Source organism: Parvibaculum sp. (assembly GCF_035511255.1).
In the GTDB taxonomy this organism is placed as follows: Bacteria; Pseudomonadota; Alphaproteobacteria; order Parvibaculales; family Parvibaculaceae; genus Parvibaculum.
Window position 1 is genome coordinate 1 of the sequence record NZ_DATKFR010000179.1, and the last position, 15811, is coordinate 15811.

12 protein-coding genes and 1 pseudogene are annotated in these 15811 nt (G+C 62.4%); 5 read left to right on the top strand and 8 right to left on the bottom strand.

Annotated features, from left to right (window positions below; all coding sequences use genetic code 11):
• Both VMR03_RS06455 and VMR03_RS06460 read right to left on the bottom strand, forming a co-directional pair.
• Window positions 1-1184, bottom strand: a pseudogene (locus tag VMR03_RS06455) (hypothetical protein); the annotation flags it as partial.
• Between the two features lie 49 nt (window positions 1185-1233).
• Entirely contained in the window at window positions 1234-1518 is a 285-nt protein-coding gene (locus VMR03_RS06460; RefSeq protein ID WP_325403414.1) for an anti-sigma factor family protein, read from the bottom strand.
• 435 nt (window positions 1519-1953) lie between these two features.
• On the opposite strand from VMR03_RS06460, the gene VMR03_RS06465 reads away from it, so the two are divergent.
• The 5 genes from VMR03_RS06465 to VMR03_RS06485 are packed head-to-tail and all read left to right on the top strand — an operon-like array spanning window position 1954 to window position 7871.
• Window positions 1954-3051 carry a glycosyltransferase family 4 protein gene (locus tag VMR03_RS06465; protein WP_325403416.1) on the top strand — a complete coding sequence of 366 codons (1098 nt, stop codon included), beginning with the start codon at window positions 1954-1956 and terminating at the stop codon, window positions 3049-3051.
• Window positions 3048-4109: a GDP-mannose 4,6-dehydratase gene (gene gmd, locus VMR03_RS06470; protein WP_325403418.1), complete on the top strand. Its 1062-nt coding sequence runs from the start codon at window positions 3048-3050 to the stop codon at window positions 4107-4109. The genes VMR03_RS06465 and gmd overlap by 4 nt, the downstream gene beginning before the upstream one ends.
• Window positions 4102-5082 (top strand): GDP-L-fucose synthase, encoded by a 981-nt coding sequence (fcl, locus tag VMR03_RS06475; RefSeq protein WP_325403420.1) that lies wholly within the window; start codon window positions 4102-4104, stop codon window positions 5080-5082. The genes gmd and fcl overlap by 8 nt, the downstream gene beginning before the upstream one ends.
• The gene (locus tag VMR03_RS06480) at window positions 5063-6586 is read left to right on the top strand and encodes a lipopolysaccharide biosynthesis protein (RefSeq protein ID WP_325403422.1); all 1524 of its coding nucleotides are present in this window, start codon (window positions 5063-5065) and stop codon (window positions 6584-6586) included. The genes fcl and VMR03_RS06480 overlap by 20 nt, the downstream gene beginning before the upstream one ends.
• On the top strand, window positions 6579-7871 hold the full coding sequence (locus tag VMR03_RS06485; RefSeq protein WP_325403424.1) for a glycosyltransferase: 1293 nt from the start codon (window positions 6579-6581) through the stop codon (window positions 7869-7871). The genes VMR03_RS06480 and VMR03_RS06485 overlap by 8 nt, the downstream gene beginning before the upstream one ends.
• Before the next feature lie 16 nt (window positions 7872-7887).
• On the opposite strand, the gene VMR03_RS06490 is transcribed toward VMR03_RS06485, so the two are convergent.
• The 6 genes from VMR03_RS06490 to VMR03_RS06515 all read right to left on the bottom strand — a co-directional run.
• Complete coding sequence (locus tag VMR03_RS06490) at window positions 7888-9171, bottom strand: polysaccharide pyruvyl transferase family protein (protein ID WP_325403426.1); 1284 nt, start codon at window positions 9169-9171, stop codon at window positions 7888-7890.
• Between the two features lie 67 nt (window positions 9172-9238).
• Window positions 9239-10498 (bottom strand): glycosyl hydrolase family 28-related protein, encoded by a 1260-nt coding sequence (locus tag VMR03_RS06495; protein ID WP_325403428.1) that lies wholly within the window; start codon window positions 10496-10498, stop codon window positions 9239-9241.
• Entirely contained in the window at window positions 10495-11748 is a 1254-nt protein-coding gene (locus tag VMR03_RS06500; RefSeq protein ID WP_325403430.1) for a glycosyltransferase family 4 protein, read from the bottom strand. Before VMR03_RS06500 ends, VMR03_RS06495 begins: the two co-directional genes overlap by 4 nt.
• Window positions 11745-13079, bottom strand: coding sequence for a hypothetical protein (locus tag VMR03_RS06505; protein ID WP_325403432.1), 1335 nt, complete (start codon window positions 13077-13079; stop codon window positions 11745-11747). Before VMR03_RS06505 ends, VMR03_RS06500 begins: the two co-directional genes overlap by 4 nt.
• Entirely contained in the window at window positions 13076-14326 is a 1251-nt protein-coding gene (locus VMR03_RS06510; protein WP_325403434.1) for a glycosyltransferase, read from the bottom strand. The genes VMR03_RS06505 and VMR03_RS06510 overlap by 4 nt, the downstream gene beginning before the upstream one ends.
• Before the next feature lie 8 nt (window positions 14327-14334).
• Window positions 14335-15811, bottom strand: a 1477-nt coding sequence (locus VMR03_RS06515) for an undecaprenyl-phosphate glucose phosphotransferase (RefSeq protein WP_325403435.1), incomplete at its 5' end; no start/stop codon positions are given.

Here is a 15811-nt window from a genome sequence, read left to right on the forward strand (position 1 = left end):
TGCGCGGCGGTTTGGGACGCAACCGGCTTTGACGGCGCGGCGGCAACCGTCTTGTTCGTCCGAGCCGCCGTTTCCCGCGCAGGTTTCTTCAAAGACGCCGCATCCGCCTTTGCAAGCCTTGTCGTCTTGGCGTCAACGTCGGCCGCCGAGGTCGTCGTCGATTTTTTCGCCGGGGCTGACGAAAGGGGGGGACTCGTCGAAGGTGTCGCCGAAGTCGTTGGCGCGGGCGACGGTTGCGGCACCTCGTTCTGCGCGACCTCCATCTGGCGAGGCGCGAAAAATCGCTCCGGTTGAAGTGTATTCACTGCAGCGTAGCAGCCCACAACGAGCGTTGCCGCGACGGCGACCCAGCGCAACGGCGAGCGGCGTTCGTTCTCATCCTCCCAGTCTTCCGCCGGCGCGAAGGCTTGCGGCACGATCGCCTCGGGAATGATGCGGGTCGGGGTTGTATCGAACGTGTCGTCGAAGCGCGGCGGCTTACGGCCCCAGGGGGCTCTCTCGTCTTCTTTGTCGTCATGATCGTCGAATGCCGGACTTGGCCGCACGCCGCCGCGTCGGCCGATGATCAGGGTGTCGCGCGGACCGAGGCTCGGCCCGCGCTCATCGACGGCCGAACGCCCGTGCACGCCGAAGGACGGCTCCCTCCGTGGCGGCAGGATTGTCTCAATGCCGGTGGGCTCTATTTCTTTCGACGTCTCGTCCCGCGCCGGTACCGGCGGTGCGAATATCTGCGATGGCGCTTGTTCGCCCATCGGCGCGGACAGACCTTTCAGCTTGATGATGCGTGGAAATTCCTCATCGAGCCGTTTTCCCGCCGCAGTCTCCTCTTCTTCTCCGTGCGACGATACCGTCGATTCCGAAGGTTCCCTGAGGCGGGCTGTTTCGATTGACGCCGGTGGCGCGACATCGATCCGTGTGGCATCGGCATCGGCATCGGCATCGGCATCGGCATCGGGAACCGCAGCTGCAGCCGCAGCCGCAGCCGGCTCCTCCTCCGTGGCGGGTGCCGAGGCATGGTCGTTCTGAGGTTCTGGAGTCGACGGCGACGGAGCGGCCTCCGTTGCCAATTCGGGCGGCGCGGCTCGCGTGACGCTCTGGCTGATACGGGCGAAATCGGAATCGTCCCAGGGAAGCCCAGCGCCGCCTTGCGCCGTCTCGCAGGCGTCTTCCTTCTTCTGGCTCATGGCGGATCTCCTGATTCACACGCAACGAAGCGGCCGGCAATGGGCCGTCTCACCGCCTCGGTGATACAGAGACCTTTTTGGTCGATGGTTTGTTCCATTCGTCGGGCGATAATTGTGTGATCCGCAGAGTGAGCGCGAGACATAAATGCCGTATCGCTTCGGGAAGCGGGTCAGTCGGCCCTGCGAGAATGCGCATCGCCTTATTCTGGGCGCGATAGCTCTCGACGATCGCCCGCGCTTCGTCGTTCTGGGCGAGATGGGTTTCCACGGCACGCCGCCTTGCAGGGGCGAGCCTTTCATCGACATAGGCGTGTAGGTCCTGCTCGCTGATCATGTGCGCCACTCTAGCCATGAGCTGCTTCCCGATTTCGTTTCCCGGCGTCCGTTTCCAATTCCGTTTTTCTCTTTGATGTCATCAGTCTGCCCATTTTTCGTCAAATAGGGTGTGACCGGTTCATGATCGCGACGGCTCCGACGGCGGATAGAAATCGCATACCGCGTGAGTGGTGCCGACAAAAAAGAGAGCCACAGTTTGGTCACTCGCTCCATTGCGACCTCTCATGCTCCTTTCAAGGTTCGATGCGACATCGGGCGCCGGGCTTTGGAGATTTATGCGTTGCTGAATGCCAATCGCGAAGTCCGGAATGAACCTCTCCCACCCCGAAACAGGCGGTGCGCGGATCCGAAGCCGCTATCTCTGAAAATTGCAATAACATCCGTCTACGGTCATCCTTGCGACCCCGCGACGTGGTCCGGCGCGCCGAACAACGTGGCGACATCCTTCGAGCGTCTCGGTATGGATGTCGAGGGCATATTTCCTTACCTGTCGATGGTCGAGAAGATCGGCGTGGCGACAAGTCACGTTTTGTCCGGGTACGGCATTGCAAGAAATTCGGAATCCCTCTTCCGCGGCATGCGGGCGCGTAGCGCCCGGTCGGCACGCGTCGCTGCGGCGGCGCGGCGATCCGGGGCGGCGAAGATCCTCCACACCGGCACACTCGATCTCCCGCTCTGCAAGTCCGACGGCGCGGATCACTTTCTCTATTGCGACCAGACCTGGGACCTCTCGCTCCGTTACCGGGTGGACCGCTCGTCGCTGACGTCGAAAGCCTGTGCCGAGTTCGACGAAGCGGAGCGCCGTTGCTATGCCCAGATGCGACATATCTTCACTTTTGGCGATTATGTCCGCGACAACCTGATCGCGCATTACGGTGTCGAGCCGGAGCGCGTGACGGCAGTCGGCTCCGGTATGGGGCAGATCGACCCCTATCTCGGGCCGAAGGATTACGGCAATGGCTTTCTCCTCTTCGTCGCCAAACATCTCTTCGAGGCCAAGGGTGGCTATCTCGTCCTCGAGGCGTTTCGGCAGGCAAGACTGCGGCGGCCGGATCTCAAGCTGGTGGTCGTCTGGGACGGCCGGGATGAAAGTCTGCCGCGCCGTTATCCTGAGGTGCAGTTTCGGTCGCGCTTGCGCTGGGGTGTGTTGACGTCCCTCTATCGCCGGGCGGCGCTACTGGTGCAGCCGATGCTTAACGATCCATGGGGCCAGGTTTATCTGGAGGCGCTTGCCTCGCGGACGCCCGTACTCGGTCTCAACCGGAATGGATTGCCTGAAATCACCCATCACGGTGCGCAGGGGTTTCTGGTCGACGAGCCGGATGCCGACGCGCTCGCCGGGGCTATTCTGGAGGCGATGTCGGACCCGTCTCGTCTCGCCTTGATGGGCCTCATCGGGCAGCGCTACGTGCAGCGGCACTACTCCTGGGACAAGGCGGCGAGAAAAATGGCGGCCGTCATGGCCGATTTTGAACGCCCATTCGATCCAGTCACGTCCAACCCAACCCTGAACAAGGAGAGCGATCGATGACGCGCAAGGTGGCACTCATTACCGGCATCACCGGACAAGACGGCTCCTACCTCGCCAAGTTCCTGCTGGACCGCGGCTATGTCGTCCATGGCGTCAAGCGGCGTTCCTCATCCCTCAATACGGGCCGCGTCGATCATCTCTACCGCGATCCGCACGACTACGGCGTCAACTTCTTCATGCATTACGGCGACGTGACCGACAGCACCAACCTTATCCGCATCGTGCAGGAAACGCGGCCGACGGAAATCTACAATCTCGCCGCCCAAAGCCATGTGCAAGTGAGCTTCGAGACGCCCGAATACACGGCGAACGCCGACGGCATCGGTACGTTGCGCCTGCTCGAGGCAATCCGCATTCTCGGCATGGAGAAGGAGGTCCGTTTCTATCAGGCTTCGACCTCCGAGCTCTTCGGCAAGGTGCAGGAAATTCCCCAGCGCGAGACAACGCCTTTCTATCCGCGCAGTCCTTACGCGGCGGCGAAACTCTACGCCTACTGGATCACTGTGAACTATCGGGAGGCCTACGCGATGCACGCGTCCAACGGCATTCTCTTCAACCATGAAAGCCCGACGCGCGGCGAAACCTTCGTCACGCGCAAGATCACCCGTGCCGCCGCTGCGATCGAACTCGGTCTTCAGGATCGTCTCTTCCTCGGCAATCTCGATGCCCAGCGCGACTGGGGCCACGCCCGCGATTATTGCGAAGGCATGTGGATGATCCTTCAGCAGGACGAACCCGACGATTATGTGCTCGCCAGCGGCGAAACGCATACGGTGCGCGAATTCGTCGAACTCGCATTCCGTCATCTCGACCGCACGATCGAATGGGAAGGCCTCGGTGTCGAGGAGAAGGGACGTTGCGCGAAGACAGGCAAGGTTCTGATCGAGGTCGATCCGGCCTATTTCCGGCCTACCGAAGTCGAACTTCTGCTCGGCGATCCGACCAAGGCGCATACGAAACTCGGCTGGAAACACAAGACGCCTTTCCGTCAACTCGTGACGGAAATGGTGGATGCCGACCTTCTGGCCTTGCAACGGGAAAGGCGCGCCAATGTTTGACGTCAACGCGAATTACGATCTGACGGGCAAGCGCATATTCGTGGCCGGGCACCGCGGCATGGTTGGATCGGCTATCCTCCGTCGGCTTGCCAGCGAGGATTGCGAGGTGCTGACGGCGCCGCGCGACCTTGTCGATCTCCGCCGGCAGGAAGAAGTCGAGGACTGGATGCGCCGCGAGCGGCCTGATGCCGTCTTCCTTGCGGCGGCGCGCGTCGGTGGCATCTATGCCAACGATACTCGCCCGGCGGAATTTCTCTACGACAACCTGATGATCGAGGCTAACCTCATCGAGGCGGCGCGGCGCGTCGGCGTCGAAAAGCTCCTCTTCCTCGGCTCATCCTGCATCTATCCCCGCATGGCATCTCAACCCATCGGGGAGGAAGCGCTACTTACTGGGCCGCTCGAACCGACCAACGAATGGTATGCGGTCGCGAAGATCGCCGGCATCAAGCTCTGTCAGGCCTACCGGCGGCAGCACGGGTGTGACTTCATCTCGCTGATGCCGACCAATCTCTATGGGCCGGGCGACAATTTCGATCTGATGTCGAGCCATGTCGTACCGGCCCTGATGGCCAAGGCGCACCGGGCGAAACGCGAGGACGCCACGATGATCGAAATCTGGGGCACCGGCACGCCGAAGCGCGAATTTCTTCATGTGGACGACCTCGCCGACGCAGCCGTCCATCTGATGAAGCACTACTCGGACGAGCTGCATGTAAATGTCGGAGCCGGCCGGGATATTTCGATCGGAGATCTTGCCGGGCTCGTTTGCGACATCGTTGGTTTCCAGGGTGCGCTCAAATTCGACACCGACAAGCCCGACGGCACGCCGCGCAAGTTGCTCGATACGCGCCGGCTGACGGCGCTCGGCTGGCAACCGCACATTCCGCTGATCGATGGTTTGACGACCACTTATGGCTGGTTCCTGAAAAACGTGGTGGAGAGTGAGGAGCGTGATCGTATCGAAGCCTGACCACGACCTTTTTTTCAGAACGGATCATTTGGTCGACGACCTCTCGGGCCGCTCGGTCCGAGGCGGCGCCGTCACGATCTTTGCACAGATCGTCAAGATCGTGGCGCAACTCGGAGTCACGGTCGTTCTTGCGCGTCTTTTGGCGCCGGAGGCTTTCGGTCTCGTAGCCATGGTCGCCGTCGTTCTCACCTTTCTGGAGACCTTCAAGGATCTCGGGCTTTCGGCGGCGACCGTGCAGCGCCCGACGATCACGCATGAAGAAGTGAGCACGCTCTTCTGGGTGAATGTCGGCCTCGGCTTTGTCGCGGCACTGCTGATGGTGCCGCTTGCGCCGCTTCTCGCCTGGTTCTACGGCGAGCCGGAGCTCATCGACATTACCCTCGTCCTCGGCATCGGTTTCGCGCTGAGCGGCTTCTCGACGCAGCATCTGGCGCTCCTGCGCCGGCAGATGCGCTTCTCGCTTCTCGCCTCTATCCAGATGGGTGCCGAAATTCTCGGTATGCTGTCGGCGGTCGCTGCCGCCTATCTCGGGGCCGGCTTCTGGGCGTTGATCCTGCAGCGCCTCGTCTGGTCGGCGGTGATGGCCCTTGGTGGCTGGGTCTTCTGCGGCTGGCGTCCAGGCCGGCCCGGGCGTCTCGGCCATGTCCGCGAACTCCTCGGCTTCGGCGGCCACGTGACCGGCTCGAACCTCGTAAGTCTTTTCGTTCGCAACATGGACCAGGTTCTGATCGGCTGGTATTGGGGCGCGACCCCGCTCGGTCTCTACGACCGCGCCTATAAGATTTTGCTGCTGCCGATCAACAATCTCAACGCGCCGCTCTTCTCGGTCGCGATGCCGGCGCTGAGCCGGCTTGCGGACCAGCCGGCGCGCTACCGCGCGACCTACCTCGGTATCGTCGAAAAGCTGAGCATGGTGACCATGCCCTGTGCCGCGCTCCTCATCGCCGCCCCCGATCTCGTCGTGCGCCTGCTTTTCGGCCCGCAATGGGTCGCGGCGACGCCCATCGTGGCCTGGCTCGGCGTGGCGGCGCTTTATCAACCTGTCACTTATACATGTAGCTGGCTTTTCATGACGCAGAACCGGACGGCGGAAATGTTCCGCTGGGGCATGGTCAGTTCGGCGCTCTCGGCCGCCGCTATCGTCGCCGGACTACCGTTCGGCGCCGTCGGCGTTGCGGCAAGCTGGGCCGTCACCGGCATCCTCATCCGTATGCCGGCGCTCTTCTGGGCCGTCGGACGAAACGGCCCCGTGCGTCCTTTCGACATGGTGCGGGCAATGATCCCCTCGGCGATTGCGTCGGCTTTCGTCGTTGTGATCGTAACCGTCCTGCGCATGTCTTCCGTGCTGAATGCCGTCCCGCTCGGAGGTACGCTGGTTGTGCTCGGCCTTTGCGCCGTCCTTGTCACGCTGCTCTGTTTTATCGGCCTGCCGCAGAGCAGGCGTGCTCTCGGCGATTTCCGCCAGATGGCGGGCAGCCTCTTTCGCAGGAGCGCCAATGCCTGATGCCGTTCACATCCCGTCCGCGCCCGCGCTTCGTCCCGGCGCGGAAGCGGCGCGTCCACTGCGCATCGCGATGTTCGTCAATGAATTCCCGGCGCTGAGCGAGACTTTCGTTCTGAACCAGATTACGGGCCTCCTCGATCTCGGCCACGACGTGACGATCTTCGCCAACAACCCGCGTTCCGATCCCAGCGCCCATCCAGACGTGATGCGCTACGGACTCTATGGGCGCGTTTGCTATCGTGACATGCCGGAGGACAAGTTCATCCGCGTCTTCTCCGTACCGGGCATCTTCGCGAGACGTCGCGTCCATCGCGACATGTTGCTGCGCGCTCTGGATGTCCGCCGCTATCGCCGCGAGGCAAGCTCGCTCAACATGCTTTATTGGGCTGACAGGCTTGTCGATCACGAACCCTTCGACATTATCCATTGCCACTTCGGCATCATCGGACGGCAGGCCGCGTTCTTCCGCGAGACCGGCGCGCTTCGCGGAAAGCTTGTCGTCACCTTTCACGGTGTCGACATGAGTGCCTGTCTCGACCGCGAGCCGGATCTCTACCGGCACCTGTTTTCGGTGGGCGATCTCTTCCTGCCGATTTCCAACCGCTGGCGGCAACGCCTCCTGGAGCACGGCGCGGATCCGGCGCGGACGCTCGTCCATCGTATGGGGATAGATCCACTCCGCTTTCCGCCGACCGACCGCAAGCCGGTGGGGGAGGACGTCTGGCGCGTCCTGACCATCGGAAGGATGGTCGAAAAGAAGGGCATTGAATATGGCATGAGAGCGGTGGCGCAACTGGTCGGTAGGGGTCTGCCGCTGCGCTACGATATTGTCGGCGACGGTCCGCTCCGCCCGCAGCTCGAGGCGCTGGCCCGTGAAACGGGCATCGCCGACCATGTCGTCTTTCACGGCTGGCGTCTTCAGCGCGAGGTCGCCGACCTGATGCAGACAAGCGACGTCCTGCTCGCTCCGAGCGTGACAGATGTGCATGGCGATCAGGAAGGCATTCCGGTCACCATCATGGAAGCGATGGCGACGGGCCTGCCGGTCGTCTCGACGAAACACAGCGGCATTCCGGAATTGGTCGTCGAGGGGCGCACCGGCTTCCTCGCGCCGGAACGGGATGCGGCGGCGCTTGCCGAATGCCTTCACACCTTGCTGCGGAGTCCCACGCTCCGCAGGGAACTGGGATTCGAGGCGCGTAAGAAAGTCCTGGCCGAGTACAACATAGAAATGTTGAATCGGCAGCTCGAAGCGAAATACAGATCGCTTGTCGATAGGGCATAGCTGACTCGCATCAGCGTCATCCGGCCATGCTGCGTTCGAGCATGTGGGCGATGAGATCGCCGGCGCGGAAGGCCGAATACCGCTGCTCCCTTACCGTCGACCAGGCGTCTTCCGCGCGATCGGTCCAGAAGGAGCTGGCCTTTGCGAAGGCAGCGAGCACGCTCTCAGGATCGATGCGTTCCATTTCGATCACGGCATCCCCGAGGCCGAAGCGCCGAAAGAGTTCGGTCGTCTTGAATTCATAGGAAATCGGCAGAACGGGTGTTCCGGCGCAAAGAGACAGGATCGCGGCGTGCATCCGTGTCGCAACGGTCAGGTCGAATTCCCGCAGCCGTGCGATTATTTCCGCGGGTCGGCGATAAATGCGGTCGACAAGCGCATGCGGGCGCGCCGACGCGGGAAGCCGTTCGACGATCGCTTGCGCGGTGCGGGCGTCGTCCGTCCAATATTCCGGCGCGCCTTGACAGGTCGAAATGAAGGTAACCGTCGCGTCATGCCGCTCTATGAGGTCGGCGGCCAGCCGCGCGACGGAAGCAAAATACCGCTCCATGCCGGCGTCTGCCGCACCGCCTTCGAAATGCGGCCAGTCGCGAACAGAGATCGCGATGTTCCAGGAATGACGCGCCGGCGGGAAGCTGCGCCCTTCGAGGTCGCGGGGCGCTAACGCGAAGGCCGCATCGGCGCAGACACGTACCCGGTCGGGCTCGATCCCGAGTTGATCGAGATGCGCCCGCGACTGCTCGTCCCGCACCAGTATGAGCATGGCCCGTCGCAGGGCATGACGTAGCAGCGGCCGCCGGCGTCCGGCGGGAAAAGGTCCAAGGCTCTGGGTAAAGAGAACCAGCGGCTTGCCGAGTGCCTCCGTCACGAGGAAATCGAGAAGCTTTGCAGCCAGTGAATAATGCGGAACGAGATAGGTCCCGCCCGACGAGATCACGAGATCGGCATCGGCATAGTCGTCGAGCGTTCGCCTCAGGCCAGGTGGCAGCATGCGCAGCAGCATCGGTCCGAGGAACGGCACATCGCGCAGACGTGCCGCCACGAGCAGGAGCAGGGCTGCTGCCGCTGGCCGAACGCGCGTTCCCGCCCAGTCGCGAACGCGGCTGTAGATATCTTGCTTGATGTTGAGTTGCGGATAGTAGCGGCTCGAGGCCGCCGCCGCCATGTCATAGACCTCGAAGCGCAAGTCCTCTCCAAACCGTCGTTGCAGGATCGCGATGGTCGATTGCAGGATCGCGGCGTCCCCTCCATTGAGAGCGACGGCGTTGGTGATGACGATCTTCGATACCTTGCGCTTCAAGGGTGCGATTCCCGCTCCGACCGGGTCGGAGGACGACCCGGTTGTGGTGGCCAAGGAGGGCGAGCATTCAAGTGCCGACAATGGATCCGTCTCCATCCGAACTGGGGTCGCCATTCTTGATCCGGAGCTTTCCGGACCGATCCACCCAGAGTGAATAGTCACCGAGCCGCACGAGGCTCGTGCTGTTCCATTGCGCCCCGAAGCGCGCGCCGCCGCGCTCCTCGCCGAACTGCGCGGGTTCGAAAGGTCCGACGGTGTCGATACCGCCCTGGCAACCGACGATCGTCGCCTTGCCGCGGCCGTTGCTCTGTAGCTTGGCGAGCCGCGCGCCCTTCGCCTTGCCGCCGCCGGCGGCATTGCATCCCACCATCACCAGATGATTGGTGATGAAGCCGCGTACCAGGTGCGTCTGCTTGTAGATCGAATAGGCGGTGCAGCCGACCAGCGTTCCGAAGACCTGCAACTGCACGCCCGCGTCGCCGGCGGCGAAATTCTCGGCCTCCATGTGATTATTTTCGAAACCGCAATTCGTCAGCAGCGTGATGCCGTTGCTGGCGCTGACGCCGAAGGCGCCGTTGAGCAGGAAATAGCAGCCATGGAAGCTGACGTCGGTGGCCTTGTTGATGAGCGCCGCGCCGTGCTGGCCGTTGCCGCCGAAGACGCAGCCGAAAACGTGCAAAGCGGAAAGAATGCCGCCATCGGGCCCGTGGCCGAAGCTCGCGCCGTTGGCCTTGTTGTCGCGAAAATAGCTGTTGAAGACCTGCCCCTCGAAGACGTTGCCGATCATCCGCAGTCCGTCGCCGCCGCAGCCTTGGACGACGAGGTCGCGCAGGCAGAAATTGTAGATATAGGCGCGCTCGCGGTTGCAATCGAGCGTCAGGCCGTTTCCCTCCTGGCCGTTGCCCTGAATGCTCAATCCGTCGATCAGCAGATAACGTGCCGTCGCATGACTTTCGATGAAAAGGACGTCGCTTCCGTCCTTCATGGTCGAGCGTAAGACCGCGCCGTGGCCGCGGATCACGGTCTGCCGGGTCGGCTGAAGCTTTCCTTGCGGGCGGAGATCGACCTTGAGCGTCCGTCCGACATTATAGATACCGGGCGGGATGACGAGAACTTTCGCGCCCATCGCGTCGAATGTCGCGTCGAGTGCGCGTTGCAGCGCGGCGCTGTCGTCGGTCTCGCCGTCGCCCTTCGCGCCGAAATCCGACGCCGACAGAAGGTGGTCGTTTCCGTCGCCCGGTCGCCCATCGCGAAAGCTCGCGCCGAAAGCAGGCTCGGCGGCGAGCATCGTCATGGCGCTCGCGGTGAAAAGTTCTCGCCGGTTCATGATGCCCTCGCCAGAATGCGCGCATAGAGATCGCGATAGCGGTCAGCCACGACCTCGATGTCGAATTCCTTCTCGACGGTGGCGCGCGCCTCGTCGCCGAGATCGGCGCTTCGCCCCACCTCGTCGAGGCACCAGACGATGCCCCTCGCGAGATCGCCGGGGCAATGCGGCGTCGCCAGATAGCCGTTGCGATAGTGGTCGATGATGTCGACGGGCCCGCCTGCGCCGAAAGCGACGACGGGCGTACGGCAGGCCATGGCCTCGATCAGCGTCTTGCCGAAGGCCTCCTGCAGCGACGGCATCACGGCGATGTCGGCCGCGGAATAAAGAAGCGACAGGCGTTCGTTGTCCGTCACGTAGCCGACGAAATGCGTCTCGATGCCAAGCTCGGGAATGTCTTCCGGTTTGAGATCGCCAAAGACCACGAGCAGCAGGCTGTCCGCGCGGTCGGTCTTGCCGAGTAGCTTCAGTGCCGCCAGCAGCTCGGGGAATCCTTTTCGTCGATCCTGCGTCGCATTGACAGCGCCATAGACGATGATTTCGCGATTGGCGGGCAGGCTCCATGCACGCCGCGCAGCTCCCTTGTCGGACGGCCGGAAGAGGTCGATGTCGAGGCCGTTGGGAATGACCTCGATCGGATAGGAGGCGAACAGCGGGCTTTCACGGGCGCAATCGCCGAGCCAGCCGCTAATCGGCACGAGCGAGAGATCGAGATCCTGCCAGTGCCTGCGTTTCTTCTCGAAGATCGAACGGCTGAGATCGTTCTCCTTCCCGGAACGCAATTGCGGACAGGCACCGCAGGCCGTCCTGTATTGTTCGCATCCCGCCGTGTAATGGCAGCCGCCGGTGAAACCCCACATGTCGCGCAATGTCCAGACGACGGGACAGTCGAACTGCTTCAACGCGCTGATCGGCAGAAACCCCGCGCCGACCCAATGCAGATGGACGATATCCGGGGCGAAATCTTCGACCATCCGGTCGAAGCGCGCGGGAATCCAGCCGAGGCTCCAGAACGAATCCTCTGTCTTGTCATAGCATTTGAGCGGGAGATCGTCGAAACGGCCGCGAAGGCGCGCATTGATCTGCGCGATGCGCCCCGGCAGGGGCAGGATTGTGCTGTCGGAACTGCCCTTCCGCCCGACCATCATGGCTGAATCGATGCCGCGCTCCCTGAGCGCTTCATGCAGCCAGAGCGAACCCCGCGCCGCGCCGCCGTCGACATCGAAAGTGCTGAGGTGCAGAACCTTCATGCATAGGCTCCAGTTGGCCTCGCCGCACGGGCGGCTTCCGAAGCTTCTGCTCGCACAATGGGCTCGCGCGCGCGCAGGATCGAGATGATGCAGGCGAGCGTCAGAACGGCCCAGGTCTTCGGCGATACATAGGCGCCCGACGCCTGCCCGAAGACGGCCCAGACGATCCAGCAGAGCGCGATGCTCGGTGTGCCGAGCTGGCGCAGATAAAAACTGATGGCGATCAGCATGACGATGCCCCAGACCAGGCCGAGATAGACCCAGTGGAGCCAGAAATAATTGTTGAGCACATGCGAGTTCGCTTCGATCGGCCATTTCGGTTCGAAGCCGGGGAAGGCGAGAAATACCGAAAGGATGCGTCCGCCGAGACTTTCCTCGCCGGTGAGGCCGGCGCCGGCGATCGGATGCGTCTTGAAGATGTCGAAGGCGACGAGTGCAGGCCCGATCTCGCGATAGAAAAAGCTCGGATCGGAGCCGGTCATGATGTCGTTGAGCCGCGTCGCATAGAGAGAGGTCGCCGCCCAGGCCGCGACGCCGAGCAGCAGCACCGTCACGCCGCCGACCGCGGCGAGCTTCGTCACCTGACTCTTATGCGCGCCGTCCGCCTTCGGCGCCGTGCTCAGGAGTTCGGCAGGACCGACCAGAACGAGGCCGAGAAGAAGTGTCGGTCCGCGCATCATGAAATAGCCCATGGCCGTCATCAGGAGAAAGGCGGGCAGCTTCCATTTCCATTTCGACAGCAGATACCAGGCCATCGAATAGAGCGCGAAACAGAAGGTGACGGCGGAGGGCTCCGACGTGAAGAGCTTCGGCCTGACACGCCCATAGAGAAGCTCGTCGCGCGCATCGGAAATATAAAGGCCGAAATCGTAGAGGTGTGAACGCGCGAAATCACTGAAAGCGCGGAACGCGGGAACGTAGTTCTCGAGTGTCGTACCGACCAGAATGAAAATGCAGAAGCCGAAAAAGAGCCGCGCCAGACGATCGCGTTCGTAACGAACCGCTGTGATGAAAAAGCCGTAGGAAAGCACCAGCGAATAGCTGAGCTGAAGAAGGCCGGTGAACCGTTTCTTCAGGAAGCCGTAATCTGCGGCACAAAATATCGAGACGAGAAAGAGCAAAATGACGACGGCAAGCGCGATCACATGCTTTTCCTCGATCCAGTCGGGATGGCGGCAAAGGAGCGCAATGCCGGCGAAGGCTGCGATGATGTTGGGAACGGGGATTGAGGCGGTAAGCTGAACTGCAACCTCCATGTAGACGCCGATCAGGAACCCGAAGAGCAGGCACGTATCGGTGGCGTCGGGTTGCCGGGTCGAGGCTGTCGTCATGGCTGCACCGTCATGAGCGGGCTCGCGGCGGACCGTGGCATCGCCCTGTTCCGGTTGGGCAACGGTCTTGTCATCATGGCGACCAATGTCTCGCCACGCTGGCTCCAGTCGAACTCGTCTGCGCAGGCTCCGTATGCCTCCTGCTGCAACCCGTTCAGCAAATCGAAATTGTCTATGACATCGACGACGCCCCTTGCCAGCGCTTCATGCGTAGCGAAGGTCAGCACGCTCTCTCCCGGCACGACGGGGACGCCCGCATAGGAATGTTCGAGCGCCGCGACCGGCACACGATTGAAGACATAGTCGAGCATTTTCACCTTGAAGCCGCCGCCACTTCGCTCGGGAATGATCGCGACGCGCGCATTGTCGAGATAGGGCTTGATGTCGTCGACCGGTCCGACGATCTCCGTGCTCTTGAGCTGCGGTCGCAGATGGTCGAAGAAATCCCGTTCGCCATTGCCGACGACCTGAATCTCCGCGCCGGCGACGGCGAAGACGGGATCGGCGGCCGAGAGAAATTCGGTGAGGTTCATCTGCTTGGCCAGCCATTCGAAGCTTCCGACGAGAAGGGCCCGGCGTGGAAGCCCCGCGTCGATGCGGCGCGTCGGAACGCGCCGTCCGCCATAGCCGGGCGAGAGAACGAAAACAGGCTTGTTGGCGACCCGCAGCGCGAATTGCTCCGCGTCCTCGGGGGTTACGGCCGAGATGACGTCGACCTCGTCCATCATCCGGTGTTCGAGCAGCGTCGCCTTGCGCGCGTCGATTCGGAGTGCGGCGGCCATCAGCGGATTGCCCTTGAAGTTCTCCGCGACCAGCGCGCGGGTCGTCTCCTCGTGATTGTGCGAGATGTAGATGAGGCGCGGCCGATCGCCGCGATCGCCGTAATGCGCGGCGATGGGGTCGAGCGCCCATCCGGTCGAAAGCCCGTCCATGACGATCGTGTCCCAGTTCCGCTGCCGCAGCAATTCGCGAAAGCACCGCCGCATCGCTTGCGTGTCGCAGCGATGCGAGAGATTGGGCAGCCGGGAAAAGACGCTCCACCAGCCCGGTCGCTCCTGGCGCGGTACGAGCCGCCAGCGAACCGCGCTTTCCGGATCGCCGCGCGCCCGCTCGAACTCGCTCTGAAAGCAGAGAACGTCGATCTTCACGCCCCGGGCTGCCACCGCATCGATCATGCGGCCCGAATAGATACGCTGCCCGTCATGCTCGGGCGCAGGGTCTATCCAGGTGAGCCATAAGCAGCGCATGGTCTTCCTCAGAACGCGTTCCTGCCCGTGAAACCGCCGAAAATCGTCATCCAGATGATCTTGATATCGAGCCAGAGCGACCAGTTCTCGATATAGACGAGATCGTGCTCGACGCGCTTGCGGATCTGCTCGACCGTTTCGGTTTCGCCGCGCCAGCCATTGACCTGCGCCCATCCGGTGATGCCAGGCTTCACGCGATGGCGCGCCGCGTAGTCGCGCACCGCCTCGTCGTAGAGCCGGCCGGCGGCCTTCGCCGAAAGTGCGTGGGGACGCGGACCGACGATCGACATTTCGCCGCGAAGCACGTTGAAGAACTGCGGCAGCTCGTCGAGGCTGTACTTGCGCAAGGTAGCGCCGAGCCGCGTGATGCGCGGGTCATTGCGCTGTGTAAGCTGCTCGGCATTCTCGTCCCGCTTGTCATGATACATGGTGCGGAACTTGAAGACGTCGATGAGCTGGTTGTTGAAGCCGTAGCGCTTCTGGCGGAAGAAGACAGGTCCCGGGCTGTCGAGCTTGATGAGGAGCGCAATGGACAGGAGCAAAGGCGAAATCATCGCGATGATAAGCGCCGCCGCGATTCGGTCTTCGAGGTCCTTCGCGACCGATTGCCAGTCCGAGAGCGGCTTGTCGACCACATTGAGAAGCGGCAGGCGGCCGAGATAGCTGACGCCGGGCCGATCGAGATGAAAGCCGAGCAGTCCCGTGCAGAGGCGGACGTCGACCGGCAGCGTCTTCAATTTTGCAATGATGGAGAGGAGCCGCTCTTCCTCAGTCGGCGGCAGCGCGATGATGACCGTGTCGATCGGATTGGTACGAGAGAAACGTTCCAGCGCTTCCAAATCGCCGAGCATCGGTCGACCGCCATACTGCTTCGGCAACGGCGCCGTTCCCTGGCTCAGGTCGTCGTCGAATATGCCGAGAACGCGCACACCGGATTCTTGCGACGACACGAGATATTCGAGAAGACGCCGCGCGATGGGGCCGGTGCCGACGACGACGACATTGCGGGTGAGGCGTCCTTCCTCGATCCAGATGCGGGCGCGCGCCGAAAGAACGAAGCGGCCCGCGACGAGGCCTGTCCAGGCCAGCATAAACCAGATGGCCGCCCAGCCGCGTGAATAGGTATCCGACGATTTGGCAAGGAAGCCGATGGCGATGAGTATAGTTGCGACGATCGCCCAGCCCAATGTGACCCGTTTCAACCCGTCGACCGCATCGGTCAGCGACTCAAACCTGTAGCCGCCGGTCATATGGAAGATGTTGAGCGCGATCACTGTGCCGAAGAGCGGCACGACGGAGTAGTCCGGCCAGTTCACATCCGCTGCGTGAACAAGCCAGATTGCAAAGGCGAGTGCGCTGGTACCGAGGATCACCGCGGCGTCATAGGCGGCCGTCAATCCGCTGACGACAGGTTGCGAAACCGGCTGCGGCCGGATCGCCTGCATCGACAGGCCTTTTGCCGATGAAATCGTCTCCGCCATGACA